Genomic DNA, 15,241 nt, shown 5'->3' on the forward strand with positions numbered 1-15,241 from the left:
GACTGGCAATCTCGAGCGTGTGCTTAGAACTCATGGTCCGCGGTATCGGCCTTCATGCCGCTGATGCCGACATCGCCGGCGATCTCTTCGATCAGGCGGGTCTGGGCGACCAGATCCTGAATGCTGGCATTGATGATCTCGGCGCCTTCGGCATTGCCCGGGGCGATCATCTGGTCAAACTTCATGCCGCCCTCGGCTTCTGCCGTGTCGACCATCACCTGCAGCTGGCCCATGGTGGTGTCCAGTGCCTCGTGCATCTTCTTGGCCAGTTCCGGATCATTCTGGGCGACGAGTGCATGCAGTGACGGGCCTTCGAAGGTGCGACCGTCTAGGGTCACGTACTTGCCTTCGTAGACGTTCTGGATGCCCTTGGCATTGTAGAAGTGCGAGTAGTGGGTGTTGTCGGAGAAGCAGTCATGCTCGTCTTCATAGGAGTTGGCTTCCAGCGCGACCTTCATGCGCTCACCGGCTAGCTCCCCCAGTGACAGGGAGCCCATGCCGAACAGCATCTTCTCGAGGCCTTCACCGGCCGGCAGCGAGGTCAGTTCCGCGCGGTAGTTGTCCTTCTCGCCCTGCGCCCACTGGCCGACCATGTATTCCAGGTCACTGATCAGCAGGTCGTTGGCGGCCAGCAGGTAGGCGCCACGACGGTCACAGTTGTCGGCGGTACAGGCATCGCCCTTGGCGAAGTCGGTCGCCGGGCGCTCGCCGGCACCGGCCTCAAAGCCGTGCATGTCCTGACCCCAGAGCAGGAATTCGATGGCATGGTAGCCGCTGGCCACGTTGGCCTCGAAACCGCCCAGCTCGTTGAGGGACGCCAGCAGCTCCGGCGTGATCTCGGTGGTGTCGATCTTGTCGGCACCGATCTGCACGCTGTCGCTGGCGATGATGTTGGCGCTGGCACCCGGGTTACCCAGTTCGGCCTGATAGCCGTCGCCTTCGACGTAATCGATCAGCCCTTCATCCAGCGGCCAGGCGTTGAGCTGACCTTCCCAGTCATCGACGATGGCATTGCCGAAGCGGAACACTTCACTCTGCTGATACGCCACGCGCGCCTGCTTCCAGGCGGCACGTGCCGCGGCCAGCGTCTCTTCGGACGGCGACTCGATCAGCGCGGCATTGGCGGCGCGCAGGGCATTGGCACTGGCCAGGGCATCGCTGTAGGTGGCATGTGCGACGTTGGCGTACTGGGCGACGACAGCGTCGGCCGTCAGCGCCTTGTCATGCGCGTCGCCATGATGCTCTGCCAGAGCGGCACCGGTGAACATGGAGGCTGACAATGCGATGGCAGCTGCCAGCGGCTTGCGTGAGGCAAAACGGAAAGAGGCAGTCATGTGGATCCCTTGATCGGTCTGTTGTTATGCAGTGCGCGCAGAACGGCAGTGCGTGGGGCCGCTCGAGAGGGGGCGGGAAGTCATTACACGATCTCTCGATGGTCGGCCCGCATCTCACTGGATCATATTGAGAACCTTTATTATTTGCAATCGACAAAACGTGCGTCTTGCAACGCAGGGGGGGCACTGGCTGCAATGCGGCAATGCCCTGCTCATCACCAGTGGCTGCCCGAGCAGGGCGATTGGCATGCTATGGCAGAGCAGGATAGAGCAGGTCAGGTCAGCCCAATCGGCTTTGGTCAGGCCATGGCAGAGCGTGTCAGAGCGTTTCAGGCCAGCCCCGCGGCCTGTATCAGGGCGCGCGTATAGTCCTCGCGGGGGTTGCCGAGCACTTCTGCCGTCGTGCCCGTCTCCACCAGGCGTCCTTCACGCAACACCATCACCCGATGGGACAGCGCGCGTACCACCGCCAGGTCATGACTGATGAACAGATAGCTCAGGCCACGGCGTGTCTGGAGTTCACGCAGCAGGGCAATCAGCTGTTTCTGCACGCTGCGGTCCAGTGCCGAGGTCGGCTCATCCAGCACCAGCAGTCTGGGCTCGAGGATCAGGGCGCGCGCCAAGGCAATCCGCTGACGTTGGCCGCCGGAGAACTCGTGGGGATAGCGATCGGCACATACCGAGGGCAGTTCGACTTCCTCCAGCACCTGCGCCACACGCTGGCGAACCTCGTCTTCGCTGAGCGTTGGATGATGAAAGCGCAGACCTTCACTGATGATGTCCGCCACCGGCATGCGTGGCGACAGCGAGCCGTATGGATCCTGGAAGACGATCTGCATCTGACGGCGACGCAGGCGCAGCGTGTTGCGATCCAGCGTATCGATGCGTTCGTTCTCGAGGTGGATCTCGCCCTTGGCGGCCTGCAGCTTCAAGAGCGCCAGGGCGAGTGTCGTCTTGCCGGACCCCGATTCCCCGACCACGCCGAGCGTCTCGCCGCGGGCCAGTGTCAGATCCAGCGGATGAACGGCGACGAAGTCCGCGGGGCGCTTCTGGAACAGCTTCTTGCTGCGAGCGAAGCGCACCTCCAGCTTGCGCGCGGCGAGAACCGGTGTCGCGGCGTCCTCGGCACTCAAGTCGCTGGCGAGGCCTTCGGGTTCGGCGGCCAGCAGCTCGCGGGTGTAATCGGCCTGTGGCGCATCGAATACCTCGTCGACGCGCCCTTGCTCGATGCATTCCCCGTCGCGCATCACGATCACGCGGTCGGCATGACGGCGCACCAGATTGAGGTCATGGCTGATCAGGACCATCGCCATGCCCTGGTCGCGGCGCAGGCGATCCAGCAGCTGGAGTATCTCCTGCTGCACGGTGACATCCAGCGCCGTGGTCGGCTCATCGGCGATCAACAGCGGTGGCTGATTGGCCATCGCCATGGCGATCATCACGCGTTGGCGTTGCCCGCCGGAGAGCTGGTGTGGCCAGGCGTCGATCAACTCCTCGGGACGCGGCAGCTGCACCTGGCAGAGCAGTTCCAGCACGCGCTGGCGGGCGGCATTGCCGCGCAGTCCCTGCTGGAGGCGCAGGCTTTCACTGATCTGTTCGCCGACACGCGTCAGCGGGTTGAGCGAGGTCATCGGCTCCTGGAACACGAAACCGATCTGGCCGCCGCGCACCCGCTGCCACTGGCGTGGCGTCAGGGCGGCGAGATCCAGCGTCTTGCCGTCAGGCCGCGTGAATTCGCGCTGCCCGGTGACATGGGCATGCCCCGGCAGCAGGCCAAGACTCGCCAACAGGCTGACGGACTTGCCCGACCCGGACTCGCCGACGATGGCCAGACATTCCCCCCGTCGGACCTCAAGGGAAAGATGCCTGACGACGGGTGTCTGGCCGAAGCGGATGCAGAGATCGTCGAGTCTCAGCACGCTGGCAGCGGTGCCGGTGTTGTCCGCAGGTGAAGAGGGATGACTCATGCGTTCTGCTCCCGGTCACTGATATGACGTGGGTCGAAGGCATCGCGCAGCCCTTCGCCGATGAAGACCAACAGCGTCAGCATGATGCCGAGGCTAAGGAAGGCGGTCATGCCCAGCCACGGTGCCTGCAGGTTGTTCTTGCCCTGGGCGACCAGCTCGCCCAGCGAGGGTGAGCCTGCTGGCAGGCCGAAGCCAAGAAAATCCAGCGCGGTCAGGGTGGTGATGGCGCCGGTGAACAGGAAGGGGATGAAGGTCAGGGTGGCGACCATCGCGTTGGGCAGCACATGACGCCACATGATCAGCCGCGAGGGCAGACCCATGGCCCGGGCGGCACGCACGTATTCCAGATTGCGAGCGCGCAGGAATTCGGCGCGCACGATATCGACGATGCCCAGCCACGAGAACAGCAACATGATGCCGGTCAGCCACCACAGGTTCGGCTCGACGATGCTGGCGAGAATGATCAACAGGAACAGCACCGGCAGGCCGGACCACACCTCGATCAGACGCTGGCCGATCAGGTCGACCTTGCCGCCGAAGTAGCCCTGCACGCCACCGATCACCACCCCCAGCACCAGCGAGCCCGCCGTCAGTACCAGCGCGAAGATCACCGACAGCCGGAAGCCATAGATGACGCGCGCCAGCACGTCACGGCCCTGATCATCGGTGCCCAGCCAATGACGGCCATTGGGGGCCGACGGCGCCGGAGAGCCCAGATTCAGATCCAGGGTGTCGTAGGAGTAGGGAATCAAGGTGTTGAGCATGAAGCCCTGCGCCTCGATGGCCTCGATCACATAGGGGTCGCGATAGTCGGTGGCGGTGGGCAGGAATCCGCCGAAGGTGGTCTCCGGATACTCGTGCAGCATCGGCAGATAGGTCTCGCCCTGATACTCGACCAGGAGCGGACGGTCATTGGCGATCAGCTCGGCCCCCAGCGAGAGCACGAACAGCACGCCGAAGATCAGCAGCGACCACCAGGCGCGACGGTTGTCACGAAAGGCCGCCATGCGCCGTCGGGTGATGGGCGACAGGCGTGAGGCACGCGGGCGTTGCTTCGCTTGCTGGCTTTCGTCGCTTACGTCGTGAGCGGGTGTCTCGTGAAGCGTTGTCTCGTGACGCATATCAGGCCTCCCGTGTCGCGAAGTCGATGCGCGGGTCGATCCACACATACATCAGATCAGAGACCAGCTTCAGGATCAGACCGATCAGGGTATAGAGATACAGGGTGCCGAAGATCAGCGGGTAATCGCGCTGCAGGACAGCCTCGAAGCCGAGCAGTCCCAGGCCGTCGAGGGAGAAGATCACCTCGATCAGCAGCGAGCCGGTGAAGAAGATGCCTACCAGCGCCGCGGGCAGCCCGGCGATGATGATCAGCATGGCGTTGCGGAAGACATGCCCGTAGAGGATGCGGTTCTCGCTGGCCCCCTTGGCGCGTGCCGTCAGGACGTATTGCTTGTGGATCTCGTCCAGGAAGCTGTTCTTGGTCAGCATCGTCAGGGTCGCGAAGCTGCCGATGGCGGAGGCCAGCACGGGCAGGGCGATGTGATGGAAGTAATCCAGAATCTTGCCGGCGGTGGACAGCTCCTCGAAGTCCGGCGAGGTCAGCCCCCTGAGCGGGAACCAGTCCAGATAGCTGCCGCCGGCGAACACCACGATCAACAGGATCGCGAACAGGAAGCCCGGAATGGCGTAGCCGACGATGACGACGCCGGAGGTCCAGATGTCGAAGCGCGAGCCATGCACCAGTGCCTTGCGGATACCCAGCGGGATCGAGACCAGATAGACCAGCAGCGTGGTCCATAGCCCCAGCGAGATGGAGACCGGCAGGCGCTCCAGCATCAGGTCGATCACCGGGCGATCACGGAAGAAGCTGTCGCCGAAATCGAACTGCGCGTAGTCGACGACCATGTCGGTGAAGCGTTCCCAGACCGGCTTGTCGAAGCCGAGCTGCTGCTCCAGCTCCTCGATCAAGGCCGGGTCGACCCCTGAGGCGCCGCGATAGGTCGAGGAGCCACCGCCACCGCTGGTGACACCATCACCGCCGCCACTGTTGAGGCGGGTGCTGGCACCGGCACTCATGCCGTCCAGACGTGACATCAGTTGTTCGATCGGGCCACCGGGGGCGGCCTGAACGATCAGAAAATTCAGCAACAGGATTCCGAGCAGCGTCGGAATCATCAACAGAATCCGGCGCAGAATATAGGCACCCAATGGCAATCTCCCTGCGTGCCCCTCATCGCCGGCATCTGATGTGCGGTGCAAGGGACATCGGTTATTGGTGTCGTGGACGCATCAGCAAGGCGTCAGTCCCGCCAGGCGTCTATGCCTGGCATATGCGCCGAGCGTGTTCTTCAGGCTTGCTGAGCAGGCATGTTCACCCGGCTTATTCACCTGGTTCATTCTCCCGGTTCGAGTGATGCATCCTTGTCGGGCTCGATCCACCAGCTGTCCAGGCTTAGCTGGTATTCCGGGAAGGGCTGCGGATAGCCGAACTTGTTCCAGAGCGCGATACGCGTCGCCGCCAGGTGCCACTGGGGCACGACATGGAAGCCCCAACGCAGTACGCGGTCGAGTGCCCGTGTCGCGCTGAGCAGGTCTTCGCGGGTCTGCGCCTGAATCAGGGCATCGGTGAGCGCGTCCACCACCGGGCTTTTCAGCCCGATCAGATTGCGTGAGCCGGCCACGTCGGCATAGTCGCTGGTCCAGTATTCACGCTGCTCGCTGCCGGGGCTGTTGGATTGCGGATAACTGCCGACCACCACGTCGAAGTCGAAGCTGCGACGGCGGTTGATGTACTGATTGACGTCGACGGTGCGAATCCGCGCCTTGATGCCGATGCGCGCCAGATTGCGAATCCACGGCTGGATGATGCGCTCGAACTGGGTGTCGTAGTTGAGCACCTCAAGCGTCAGCGGCTTGCCGCTGCTGCGGCTGACCAGCTGGCCCTTGACCACTTCATAACCCGCTTCGCGCAGCAGCCCCAACGCCTTGCGCAGGCGAGGGCGCAATTCCTGTGGCTCATCGATCGGCAGGGGCTTGTCGAAGACCGCGCTGGGCAGCTCATCCTTGAAGGGCTCAAGCAGCGCGAGTTCCTTGCCGGTGGGCATGCCATCCGCGGCCATGTCCGAATTCTCGAAATAGCTGTGGGTCTGCTGGTAGGCACCGTAGAAGAGGTTGCGGTTGATCCAGTCGAAGTCGAAGACCAGCGCCAGTGCCTCACGGACTCTCGGGTCCTGGAAGCGCTCACGGCGCTCGTTGAGCACGAAGCCCTGCATGCCCGCCGGGTTGCTGTCCGGGACTTCCAGCTTCTTCAGGCGCCCCTCGTGCAGCGCGGGAGTGTCGTAGGCGGTCGCCCAGTTCTTGGCGCTGCTTTCGACGTGCAGATCGATGCTGCCGGCCTTGAAGGCTTCCAGCGACACGGTCTGGTCCCGGTAGTAGTCGTAGACCAGCGTCTGGATGTTGTGGCGGCCCTTGTTGACCGGCAGGTCCTTGCCCCAGTAGTTGTCGACACGCTCATAGCGAACCTGGCGGCCGGCATCCAGAGATGCCATGCGATAGGGTCCGGAACCCAGCGGGAGTTCCAGGGTGGCGCGCGTGAAGTCGCGGCTCTTCCAGTAGTGCTCCGGCAATACCGGCAGCTGGCCGATGATCAGCGGCAATTCGCGCGCGGCGCCTGGCGCCATCTCGAAGCGCACGGTGTCGGCATCGATCACGCTGACGCCGGTGACATCGTGGTAGTAGCTCTTGAAGAACGGCAGGCCCTCATCCTTGAGCAGGCGGTAGGTGAAGACGACATCTTCGGCAGTCACCGCCACGCCATCATGGAAACGCGCCCGAGGGTCGATATCGAATTCGATGGCGCTGCGGTCCTCGGCCAGGCGGACGCCGCTGGCCAGCAATCCATATTCGGTGAAGGGCTCATCAGCGGAGGGGATCATCAGGGTGTCGTAGATCAGTCCCCCGAAGTAGTTGAGTCCCGCCACCGAATTGCCCTTGAGGATGAAGGGATTGGTGGAGTCGAAGCTGCCGATGGCGGCGCGCGTCATGCGCCCGCCGACCGGCGCTTCTGGATTGACGTAAGGAAAGTGCGTGAAGCCGGGCTTGTGGGCGGGCTCGCCGTAGATGGCCAGGCCATGCACGGTCGGGACGTCCAGCGGTGTCTGCATGTTCGAGGTGGGGATACTGGTTGCCTGCGCGCTGGTTGCCTGCGTGCCTGACGCCGTCTCGGCGCTGGGGCGTGAATCGGCCGATTGCTCGCTATTCGCATTGGGCCCGGCTGCATTGGGCTCAGCCGCGTTGGCCGTGGCAGTGAACGAGCCGCTCACCATCAGCGCCCCCAGGCATAGCGCACGTAGCGCAGCCCAGCGACGTTGGGTGAGTGAAGAAACACGCTGCATCGAAGACTTCCTTGACTGAATGACCCGGGCCTCGCGGCCGTGATGAAATGACCGGCATCTGGGCAGCGGCTGGTTTGCGCCTGACTCGCCATCAACTCTGCTTGCTTGGGTCTCCTCAGCGGTTGTCGACAAGTGTGACGACACCGCTGTCGACACACTATCGTGAGCTGCCGTGAGCTGAAGAAGAACCGCAGGAGAACTGCGGAAGCGGTGCAGCAGGTGCACGCCACGCGCCGGGCTGCGGCCGGTCTCCTTGCATCGACCCCGCCAAGAGTAACGAAGTTCCCTGTCAGCGGCCATGCTGCGGCGTTTGAATCGCAAACGCCCCCACCATCGCAGATGGCAGGGGCGTTGAGGAATCGCCTATCAAGCGTCGTGCAACGACGCGTGAATCGACTGACTCAGTTGGCGCTGTAAAGGGTCAGCATCTGGCCGGGGCGCAGGTAGTCCGCAGATGACAGCTTGTTCCAGCGCGCGAGCTGGCGAGTGCTGACATTGTGACGGGCGGCGATCAAGGACAGGGAATCGCCACTCTTCACGCGCACCTTCTTCTCGCCGTTGGCCGAGGCCAGCTGGGTGGCCACCGAGGCGCCGCGGTCCGGCACCATCAGTGCCTGGCCGATGCGGATGGTGTTGCCCGAGAGGCGGTTCTTCTGCTTCAGCTCGGACAGCGTCAGGCCACTGCGGCGCGCGATGACGGACAGGGTGTCGCCGCGCTTGACGCGATAGCTGGCCCAGCTCTGGCGCGCTTTTTCAGGCAGCGTGGCCAGCTGGCTGAGGAAGGTATCGCGGGCGGTGGCGGGAATCACCAGCGAGCTGTCACCCGGCGTGGTGGCCCAGCGCTTGTAAGCCGGGTTCAGAGCGCGCAGCTCATCTTCACTGATACCGGCCAGCTTGGCGGCGGTGGACAGGTCCAGTTGTCCGCCCGTCTCGACGGCCGCGATTTCCGGCCTGTCGTCAATCTTCGGCAGCGAGAGCCCATATTCCTCAGGGTCGCGAATCACCGCGGCCAGTGCCAGAAGCTTCGGCACGTATTCCATGGTCTCGTTGGGCAGCTTGATGTTCCAGTAATCCTCATCGCCACCGGCGCGGCGGCGTGCACGATTCACGGTGCCGGCACCGGCATTGTAGGCGGCCAGCGCCAGCTCCCAGTCGCCGTCATACCAGCGCTCGCCCTGGGTCTCCAGGTAATCCAGCGCGGCATCCGTGGACAGCAACACGTCCTTGCGACCGTCATACCAGCGGTTGCGTGTCAGCCCCATGGCGTCACCGGTGCGCGGCATGAACTGCCACATGCCGGTCGCACCGCCCGGATGCGCGGCATCCGGATCGTAGGCGCTCTCGATGAAGGGCAGCAGTGCCAGCTCTGCCGGCAGGCCGCGTGCTTCGGTGCGCAGTGTCACGTAGCGAATCCAGGGGCGGGCCTGTTCCGCGATACGCTCCACGTGGTGGGGGTGCTCCTGATACCAGCTGATCCATTTGCGCACGCGTGGGCGACCGGTGTCCTGCTGCAGCTGATAGCCGGCGCGCAGTCGCTCCCAGACGTCGTCGTAGTGCGCGGGAATGGCGTCGACGGCCTCCATGAAGTTCAGCGGGGCGCGCTGATATTCACTGGTGGGCGAGACCCCGGACACCATCGCTGAATTGGCGCTGGCGGTCAGCGGCATCAGGCACAGGGTGGCGCCCAGAGAGGCGAGGCGAATCAGGTGACGCAGTCGAGCCGGACGGAAGGGGGCCTGGGTCGGAGTGACACGACACGGCGTGTCGGCGGCCATCTGGCCGTCGGTACGGAGGTCTTGCTGATGCATTGACGAAATACTCTCTGGCGAGCCGCGGCTGGATGGGTCAGCAGCGGCTCGGCTGGCCGGTCATGCCGGCACGAATCAGTGACTGCGGGGGCCGATCGAGATCAGGAATGTTCTCGACCCGCTGTCACGCGAAATGCCATTCACGCCGCGCTCCAACCGCTCACCTGGGGGGGGCGTCGGAACGGGGGCAATGGCACGCGGGCAGCAGGGCTAGAAGTTGTCCTTCCACTGACGCAGTGCCGTGAAGGCCGCCAGTGGAGAATCTTCCTGACCCGAGGGTGCCGAGAGGCGTCCTTCCTGTTCGAGGTGGCGTTGCAGCGCCACCTCATCACTGCGCAGGAACGGATTGATCTGCTTTTCTCGACCGATGAGGGTGGGCAGCGTGGGGCGGCCCAGTGAACGCAGCTGTTCACATTCTGCGTTGAGGGTGTCTCGCGCTGGGTTGTTCGGCTCGGCGGCACTGGCGAAGGCCAGATTGGCCAGCGTGTATTCGTGTGCCGGGAAGACGAGTGTCTCTTCCGGCAGGGCGGCCAGGCGTGACAAGGAGTGATGCATCTGCTCCGGCGTGCCCTCAAACAGGCGACCGCAACCGCCACTGAACAGGGTGTCGCCGCAGAACAGCAGTCCCGGCATGCCGGAGCTGACAAAGGCGATGTGATCCAGCGTATGGCCCGGCACTTCCATCACCTCGAAGAGGCGGCCCTGCAGGCGGAAGCTGTCGCCATCGCCGACACGCTCGTCGATACCGTGGATGGCCGGATTGTGCGGGCCAACCACGCGAGGCTGATAGCGTTCGATCAGCTCCGGCAGGCCGCCGGTGTGATCCTGGTGGTGATGGGTGATGAGGATGGTGTCGAGGGTCAGGCCTCTGGACTCTAGGGCCTCCATCACCGGGCGTGCATCACCGGGGTCGACGACCGCCACGCGGGGGTTGTCGTCGCTCTGTATCAACCAGATGTAGTTGTCCTGAAAGGCCGCTATGGGCGTTACGCTCATCATGGTGGTCAGGTGCTCTTGATGTCTTGCAGTCGTCGATCGAAGCAATGACAGGCCAGTGACGCGAAAGGGGCTCCATACGTCCTCGCCGAGGAATCGGCCAGGCTGAAGCAGATGAACATGGCATGTCATCGTCGCCTGCAATGCTGATGGGCAGGCGGTTCCATCGACTCCTTACTGAGAGTTAGTTGTCGAAAGCAGCATAAAGTCATGCTCAGAGACGGCTCAGGACGGTCGTGCTCCTGGCCGCTCCCCTGGCCGCATATGTGGGCGGGAGGGGCATTCCGTATGCTCTATGATCGACAACGCATATTTATGGGTCATTCGCAGGATGTTGGGCAACACCTTGCTTCACTCTATCCTGAGTGTCGGGCCGGGCGTGTCGAGACGCTCGGTGCCCGCAGTCCTGTTCAAGACTCGCTTGTCGGCATTTCGTTCCCGGTCAGACTCGCCGTGTGCGATCAGGCGCCGGGTGGCTGATGCCCAGTCCTGCAAGAAGTGTCTTTCAGGAAAAGCCCAACAAGAAGAGTCCAGCAGGAAAAGTCACGACTGGCCGCCGGTGCCAAAGTCCATGAGCGCCATCAATCGCAAGGCCAATAGCCAGTACGATGATGCCCAGTGGATTGATTCGTGGCGGGAATCTGAATTTTCCGGATAACAAGCCTGACGAGCCAGCAGGTAAGTGTCAAACCTCTTATGGTGTGAGAATGTAGACAAGTGTCAAAGCCTGTCTATGCCGTGGGGAGTGTCTCCCCGCCTGAAGCCCGGGAGATGCAAGATGTGGAAAGGCCCCTTTGGTGTGAATGACTCCGGTGCGGACAAGGCCAGCGCGTCCCTGACCGCCGAGGAGCGCCAGCGCCAGCATGCGCGCCAATTGAGTGCCCATGTGCGCGCCATGCGTGCCTTTTTCGAGGGCCCGGATGGGCAGGACATCCTGACGGCGGAGCGCGAGATGCTGGCGCCGCTGTTCGAGCGTTGCTTCGGTTTTCACAGCCTGAACCTGGGGCCGGGCGGCAATGACCTCCTGTCACTCTCCGCCATCCGCCATGCCATCCAATGGAGCCCCGAGGCGGCGCTTGCCGAGTCGCCTTCCACCTTGATCTGCCCGCTGACGCAGCTGGCATTGCCGGACGAGAGTATGGATCTGGTGATGCTCCACCATCTGCTGGAGGTCGCGCCGGAGCCGCACCGTCTGCTACGCGAGGCGGCCCGCGTGCTGCGCTCCAGTGGCTGTCTGGTCATCGTCGCCTGGCAGCCGTTATCTGGCGAGGGGCTGCTGCGTCTGGACCCGCGGCGTCGCCACATCACTCCCTGGGAGGGAAGCTGGCGAACGCCGGCGGCTCTGCGCGATTGGCTGGCCTTCGTGGATTTCGAGATCGAGCGTATCGACTATGCCGGCTTCCACCTGCCGGGGCTACGCCTGCGACACGGTTGGCTTGAACGCATGGGGCGCCGCTACAACCTGCCGCTGGGCAGCCTGATGTTGATACGGGCGCGGCGCAATGTCGGGTACGTGCAACCCTTGAATGCCAAGCGACCGCGAGTCGCTATCCCCGGTGTCTCCATCGGCCAGGCCACGCGGGTGCATTCCCGGGAGGGGCATGTGAAGGGTGAGTCGCGCAGAGACCTGTCCGAGCGCGGCTAGCTCGAGGGCTCGCTGCAGGGCTCCCTTTTCTTCAAGGCTTCAGTCTGACGGAAGCTGTAAAAAAACACAGGGACTTTGGCCATGCTGGATGCGAGTGGGTAGAATGACGCTCATTGTGGCAAGGCCTGCTGTTGCCGCGGGGGCTCCCGGAGAGTGATTGTCAGGGAGCGGTTTCCAAGCCCCGCCTCTGAGAGCCAGGCTTGCCCCTGTCGTGACAGCCAGCGCCGTCGCACTTGCCCGTCTTCGTTTCCTTTGTCGAGAGTGCCGTTTGTGAGCCAGAGTGCATCCACGTCCGAACCCCAGAATCCCTCCGCTGCTGCGACGTCCGAATCCAAGGCGGCGCCGACTCGCGTGGTCATCCACACCGATGGTGCCTGTCGTGGCAACCCGGGGCCGGGTGGCTGGGGTGCGATTCTGGTCAGTGGCAAGCATCGCAAGGAACTCAATGGCAGCGAGGCCCAGACGACCAACAATCGGATGGAGATGATGGCGGCGGTCGAGGCGCTGACGGCGCTCACCAAGCGCTGTCAGGTGGTGCTGTGGACCGACTCCGAATACGTCAAGAACGGCATCACCAAGTGGGTGCACGGCTGGGTCAAGCGCGGTTGGAAGACGGCAGCCAAGCAGCCGGTCAAGAATGAAGATCTGTGGAAGGCACTGCTGGCCCAGAGTGAGCGTCATGATATCGAGTGGCGCTGGGTCAAGGGGCATAGCGGCGATGAGGGCAACGAGCGCGCCGATGCGCTGGCCAACGAGGCCATCGACGAGATGCAGCGCCGCCGCTGAGTGCCTCGGCTGGCAGGTACACCGAGCACGGTGGCCAGTCGTGTTTGAGCACGGACATGCAGGATCCGATATTGAGGCACCCTGATGCGCGGCCCGAAGCTTGAGGCGGATCGATCAGGGAGCTGTCACTGTTTACCAAGAGGTCTGAGATGCGTCAGATTATTCTCGATACCGAAACGACAGGTATCGATCCGAAGGAAGGCCATCGCCTGATCGAGATCGGCGCGGTGGAGATGATCAACCGCCGCCTGACCGGACGCACCTACCATCAGTACGTCAATCCTGAGCGCTTGATCGATGCAGAGGCGATCGGGGTACACGGCATCACCGATGAGCGAGTCGCCAACGAGCCGGTCTTCGCCGAGATTGCCGATGCCTTCTGGGACTTCATCAAGGGTGCCCAGCTGGTCATCCACAATGCGCCCTTCGATGTGGGCTTCATCGATCACGAATTCGGGCTGATCAATTCCGGGCGTGCCAACCCGTTGGGCCCGGTCGCCGATCACTGCGCCATTCTCGATACCCTGAAGCTGGCCCGAGAGAAGCACCCCGGACAGCGCAACAACCTGGATGCGCTGTGCAAGCGCTACGATATCGACAACGGGCATCGTGTGCTGCACGGCGCCTTGCTGGATGCCGAGATTCTCGGCGATGTCTATCTGGCGATGACCGGTGGCCAGACGGCGCTGGGCCTGGACGTGATAGAGGAAGGCGATGGCGAGGAGGGCGGTATCGTCGGGGTTCGTCGCCTGCGTGCCGATCGCCCACGTCTGGTCACGCCTGGGCTTTCCGCGCTGGAACTTGAGCGTCACTCGGCCTGGTGTGAAGAGATTCGCGGCAAGGCGGATGAGTGCCTGTTCGATCGCCTCTCGATCGATGCCTTGGGCAGTCTTGATAGTGCCAGTCTTGATGGCGCCACTCTTGAGGGTGCCAGTCTGGACAGCCGAGGCAACCGCGGAGACGACGCCTGATGTTGATTCGTGATCTCTCGCGTGTGACCCAGCGCCATGGTTATCTGATTCGCGTGGGGCGTGATGGCGTGGCACCTGCGCCGGATGGCGGCATCATCCAGCCCATCGCGGACTGGCCCAGCGGCGCCGTGGCCCTCGGGGAATGGCAGGGCGCGCCGATTGCGGTGTTCGGTGAGAATGGCAGTGCCGACTGGCCCGCCGCACGTCAGTGGCTGCATACGCTGCCACGTGATCAGTTTCCGCTGCTTTCCAGTGCGTTGCAGGTGCTCAAATGGCTGCGCGACCATCGATTCTGTGGTCGTTGTGGCAAGCGCATGAAGCGACTGGAGCATGAATTCGCCATGCACTGCACCGGTTGTCAGCATCGCAGCTACCCGCGTATCTCGCCGTGCATCATCACGCTGATCACCCGGGGCCGCGAGATGTTGCTGGCCCGCAGTCCGCGCTTCGGGCCGGGCATGTATTCGACCCTGGCGGGCTTCATCGAAGCCGGTGAAAGTGCCGAGGAAGCCGTGCGGCGTGAGGTGCACGAGGAAGTCGGTGTCGAGGTCGGGCGAGTCAGCTATTTCCAGAGCCAGTCGTGGCCGTTCCCGCACTCGTTCATGCTGGGCTACTACGCGGAATATGCCGGTGGCGACATCACCATCGATGGTGTCGAGATCGAGGATGCCCAGTGGTTCACGCCGGAAGACTTGCCGGGACTGCCACCGAAGTTCTCGATCTCGCATGCCTTGATCGACAACTTCCTGCGCTCGGTCGCGACGGGCCGCTGATAGTGCGCGCCTCTCCCCAAAGAAAGCGCCCCGACCATTGGTCGGGGCGTTTTCTTTGGCTGGTGCATAAAGCGAACCTTACCATCGGGCTTGTTCGCAACGATGCACCTGCTCAAGCAGACGCTTACTTGTTCGGGAACAGAGACGTCAGCTTGGTGGCCAGCATGATGTTGCCGGTGGCTTTCAGGCGGCCTGTCATGAAGGCCTGCATGCCGTCGACTTCGCCCTTCATCACGCCCTTGAGGGTATCGCTGTCGGTGCTCAGGGTCACGGACGGGTCATCGTGCTCACCTTCGCCGACGTCCAGAGTGCCGTCCTTGACGACCATGTAGTAGTCATCGCTGTCGGTGATGTTGAATTGAAAGACCTCATCCATGCCCTTGGCAGCTTCGGGGTTGAAACGGCTCTTGAGCATGTCGATGACGGCGTTGGCGTCGGCCATGGTGATATTCCTTGTCAGTGCTAGCGGTGGAGAAAGGCCAATGATCACGGGGAAAGATGACGTGCATGGCAAGGGGGAAGGTGTCGTTCATCACCTTGCTCACCATGAAGTGATCACGCTGC

The 15,241-nt window shown here is 63.1% G+C and carries 12 protein-coding genes; 4 read left to right on the forward strand and 8 right to left on the reverse strand.

All coding sequences use genetic code 11. The annotated features are described in order from the left end of the window. Positions 1-23 precede the first annotated feature (23 nt). The 7 genes from R1T44_RS09585 to gloB form a co-directional block, all read right to left on the reverse strand. Positions 24-1,334: an imelysin family protein gene (locus R1T44_RS09585; RefSeq protein ID WP_172978656.1), complete on the reverse strand. Its 1,311-nt coding sequence runs from the start codon at positions 1,332-1,334 to the stop codon at positions 24-26. 329 nt (positions 1,335-1,663) lie between these two features. Then, positions 1,664-3,301 carry an ABC transporter ATP-binding protein gene (locus R1T44_RS09590; protein WP_153635678.1) on the reverse strand — a complete coding sequence of 546 codons (1,638 nt, stop codon included), beginning with the start codon at positions 3,299-3,301 and terminating at the stop codon, positions 1,664-1,666. Beyond that, positions 3,298-4,422 carry an ABC transporter permease gene (locus R1T44_RS09595; protein WP_153635679.1) on the reverse strand — a complete coding sequence of 375 codons (1,125 nt, stop codon included), beginning with the start codon at positions 4,420-4,422 and terminating at the stop codon, positions 3,298-3,300. Before R1T44_RS09595 ends, R1T44_RS09590 begins: the two co-directional genes overlap by 4 nt. Before the next feature lies 1 nt (position 4,423). Then, positions 4,424-5,512 (reverse strand): microcin C ABC transporter permease YejB, encoded by a 1,089-nt coding sequence (locus tag R1T44_RS09600; RefSeq protein WP_153635680.1) that lies wholly within the window; start codon positions 5,510-5,512, stop codon positions 4,424-4,426. 185 nt (positions 5,513-5,697) lie between these two features. Next, on the reverse strand, positions 5,698-7,698 hold the full coding sequence (locus R1T44_RS09605; RefSeq protein WP_317291921.1) for an extracellular solute-binding protein: 2,001 nt from the start codon (positions 7,696-7,698) through the stop codon (positions 5,698-5,700). A 401-nt stretch (positions 7,699-8,099) separates the two neighbouring features. Continuing rightward, positions 8,100-9,506 (reverse strand): LysM peptidoglycan-binding domain-containing protein, encoded by a 1,407-nt coding sequence (locus tag R1T44_RS09610; protein WP_242007784.1) that lies wholly within the window; start codon positions 9,504-9,506, stop codon positions 8,100-8,102. Positions 9,507-9,716: 210 nt separating this feature from the next. Next, complete coding sequence (gene gloB / locus R1T44_RS09615) at positions 9,717-10,505, reverse strand: hydroxyacylglutathione hydrolase (RefSeq protein WP_107334887.1); 789 nt, start codon at positions 10,503-10,505, stop codon at positions 9,717-9,719. A 775-nt stretch (positions 10,506-11,280) separates the two neighbouring features. Here gloB and R1T44_RS09620 point away from each other — a divergent pair. The 4 genes from R1T44_RS09620 (at position 11,281) to nudC (ending at position 14,677) form a co-directional block, all read left to right on the forward strand. Continuing rightward, positions 11,281-12,147: a class I SAM-dependent methyltransferase gene (locus R1T44_RS09620; RefSeq protein WP_172978657.1), complete on the forward strand. Its 867-nt coding sequence runs from the start codon at positions 11,281-11,283 to the stop codon at positions 12,145-12,147. A 351-nt stretch (positions 12,148-12,498) separates the two neighbouring features. Continuing rightward, positions 12,499-12,933: a ribonuclease HI gene (gene rnhA / locus R1T44_RS09625; protein WP_054556047.1), complete on the forward strand. Its 435-nt coding sequence runs from the start codon at positions 12,499-12,501 to the stop codon at positions 12,931-12,933. Positions 12,934-13,082: 149 nt separating this feature from the next. Further along, complete coding sequence (gene dnaQ, locus R1T44_RS09630) at positions 13,083-13,904, forward strand: DNA polymerase III subunit epsilon (RefSeq protein WP_153635682.1); 822 nt, start codon at positions 13,083-13,085, stop codon at positions 13,902-13,904. Beyond that, the gene (gene nudC / locus R1T44_RS09635) at positions 13,904-14,677 is read left to right on the forward strand and encodes an NAD(+) diphosphatase (protein WP_107334885.1); all 774 of its coding nucleotides are present in this window, start codon (positions 13,904-13,906) and stop codon (positions 14,675-14,677) included. Before dnaQ ends, nudC begins: the two co-directional genes overlap by 1 nt. Positions 14,678-14,801: 124 nt before the next feature. Here the strand turns inward: nudC and R1T44_RS09640 are convergent, their stop codons facing one another. Then, positions 14,802-15,119, reverse strand: coding sequence for an SCP2 sterol-binding domain-containing protein (locus R1T44_RS09640; RefSeq protein ID WP_043332726.1), 318 nt, complete (start codon positions 15,117-15,119; stop codon positions 14,802-14,804). Positions 15,120-15,241: the final 122 nt, after the last annotated feature.

This window comes from Cobetia amphilecti (assembly GCF_032923285.1).
GTDB classification, from domain to species: domain Bacteria; phylum Pseudomonadota; class Gammaproteobacteria; order Pseudomonadales; family Halomonadaceae; genus Cobetia; species Cobetia amphilecti.

Excerpts from the sequence above, each read along its gene's own strand:
- R1T44_RS09585 (WP_172978656.1), bottom strand. The coding sequence starts at position 1,334 with ATGACTGCCTCTTTCCGTTTTGCCTCACGCAAGCCGCTGGCAGCTGCC.
- R1T44_RS09590 (WP_153635678.1), bottom strand. The coding sequence starts at position 3,301 with ATGAGTCATCCCTCTTCACCTGCGGACAACACCGGCACCGCTGCCAGC.
- R1T44_RS09595 (WP_153635679.1), bottom strand. The coding sequence starts at position 4,422 with ATGCGTCACGAGACAACGCTTCACGAGACACCCGCTCACGACGTAAGC.
- R1T44_RS09605 (WP_317291921.1), bottom strand. The coding sequence starts at position 7,698 with ATGCAGCGTGTTTCTTCACTCACCCAACGTCGCTGGGCTGCGCTACGT.
- R1T44_RS09610 (WP_242007784.1), bottom strand. The coding sequence starts at position 9,506 with ATGCATCAGCAAGACCTCCGTACCGACGGCCAGATGGCCGCCGACACG.
- gloB (WP_107334887.1), bottom strand. The coding sequence starts at position 10,505 with ATGATGAGCGTAACGCCCATAGCGGCCTTTCAGGACAACTACATCTGG.
- R1T44_RS09620 (WP_172978657.1), top strand. The coding sequence starts at position 11,281 with ATGTGGAAAGGCCCCTTTGGTGTGAATGACTCCGGTGCGGACAAGGCC.
- dnaQ (WP_153635682.1), top strand. The coding sequence starts at position 13,083 with ATGCGTCAGATTATTCTCGATACCGAAACGACAGGTATCGATCCGAAG.
- nudC (WP_107334885.1), top strand. The coding sequence starts at position 13,904 with ATGTTGATTCGTGATCTCTCGCGTGTGACCCAGCGCCATGGTTATCTG.
- R1T44_RS09640 (WP_043332726.1), bottom strand. The coding sequence starts at position 15,119 with ATGGCCGACGCCAACGCCGTCATCGACATGCTCAAGAGCCGTTTCAAC.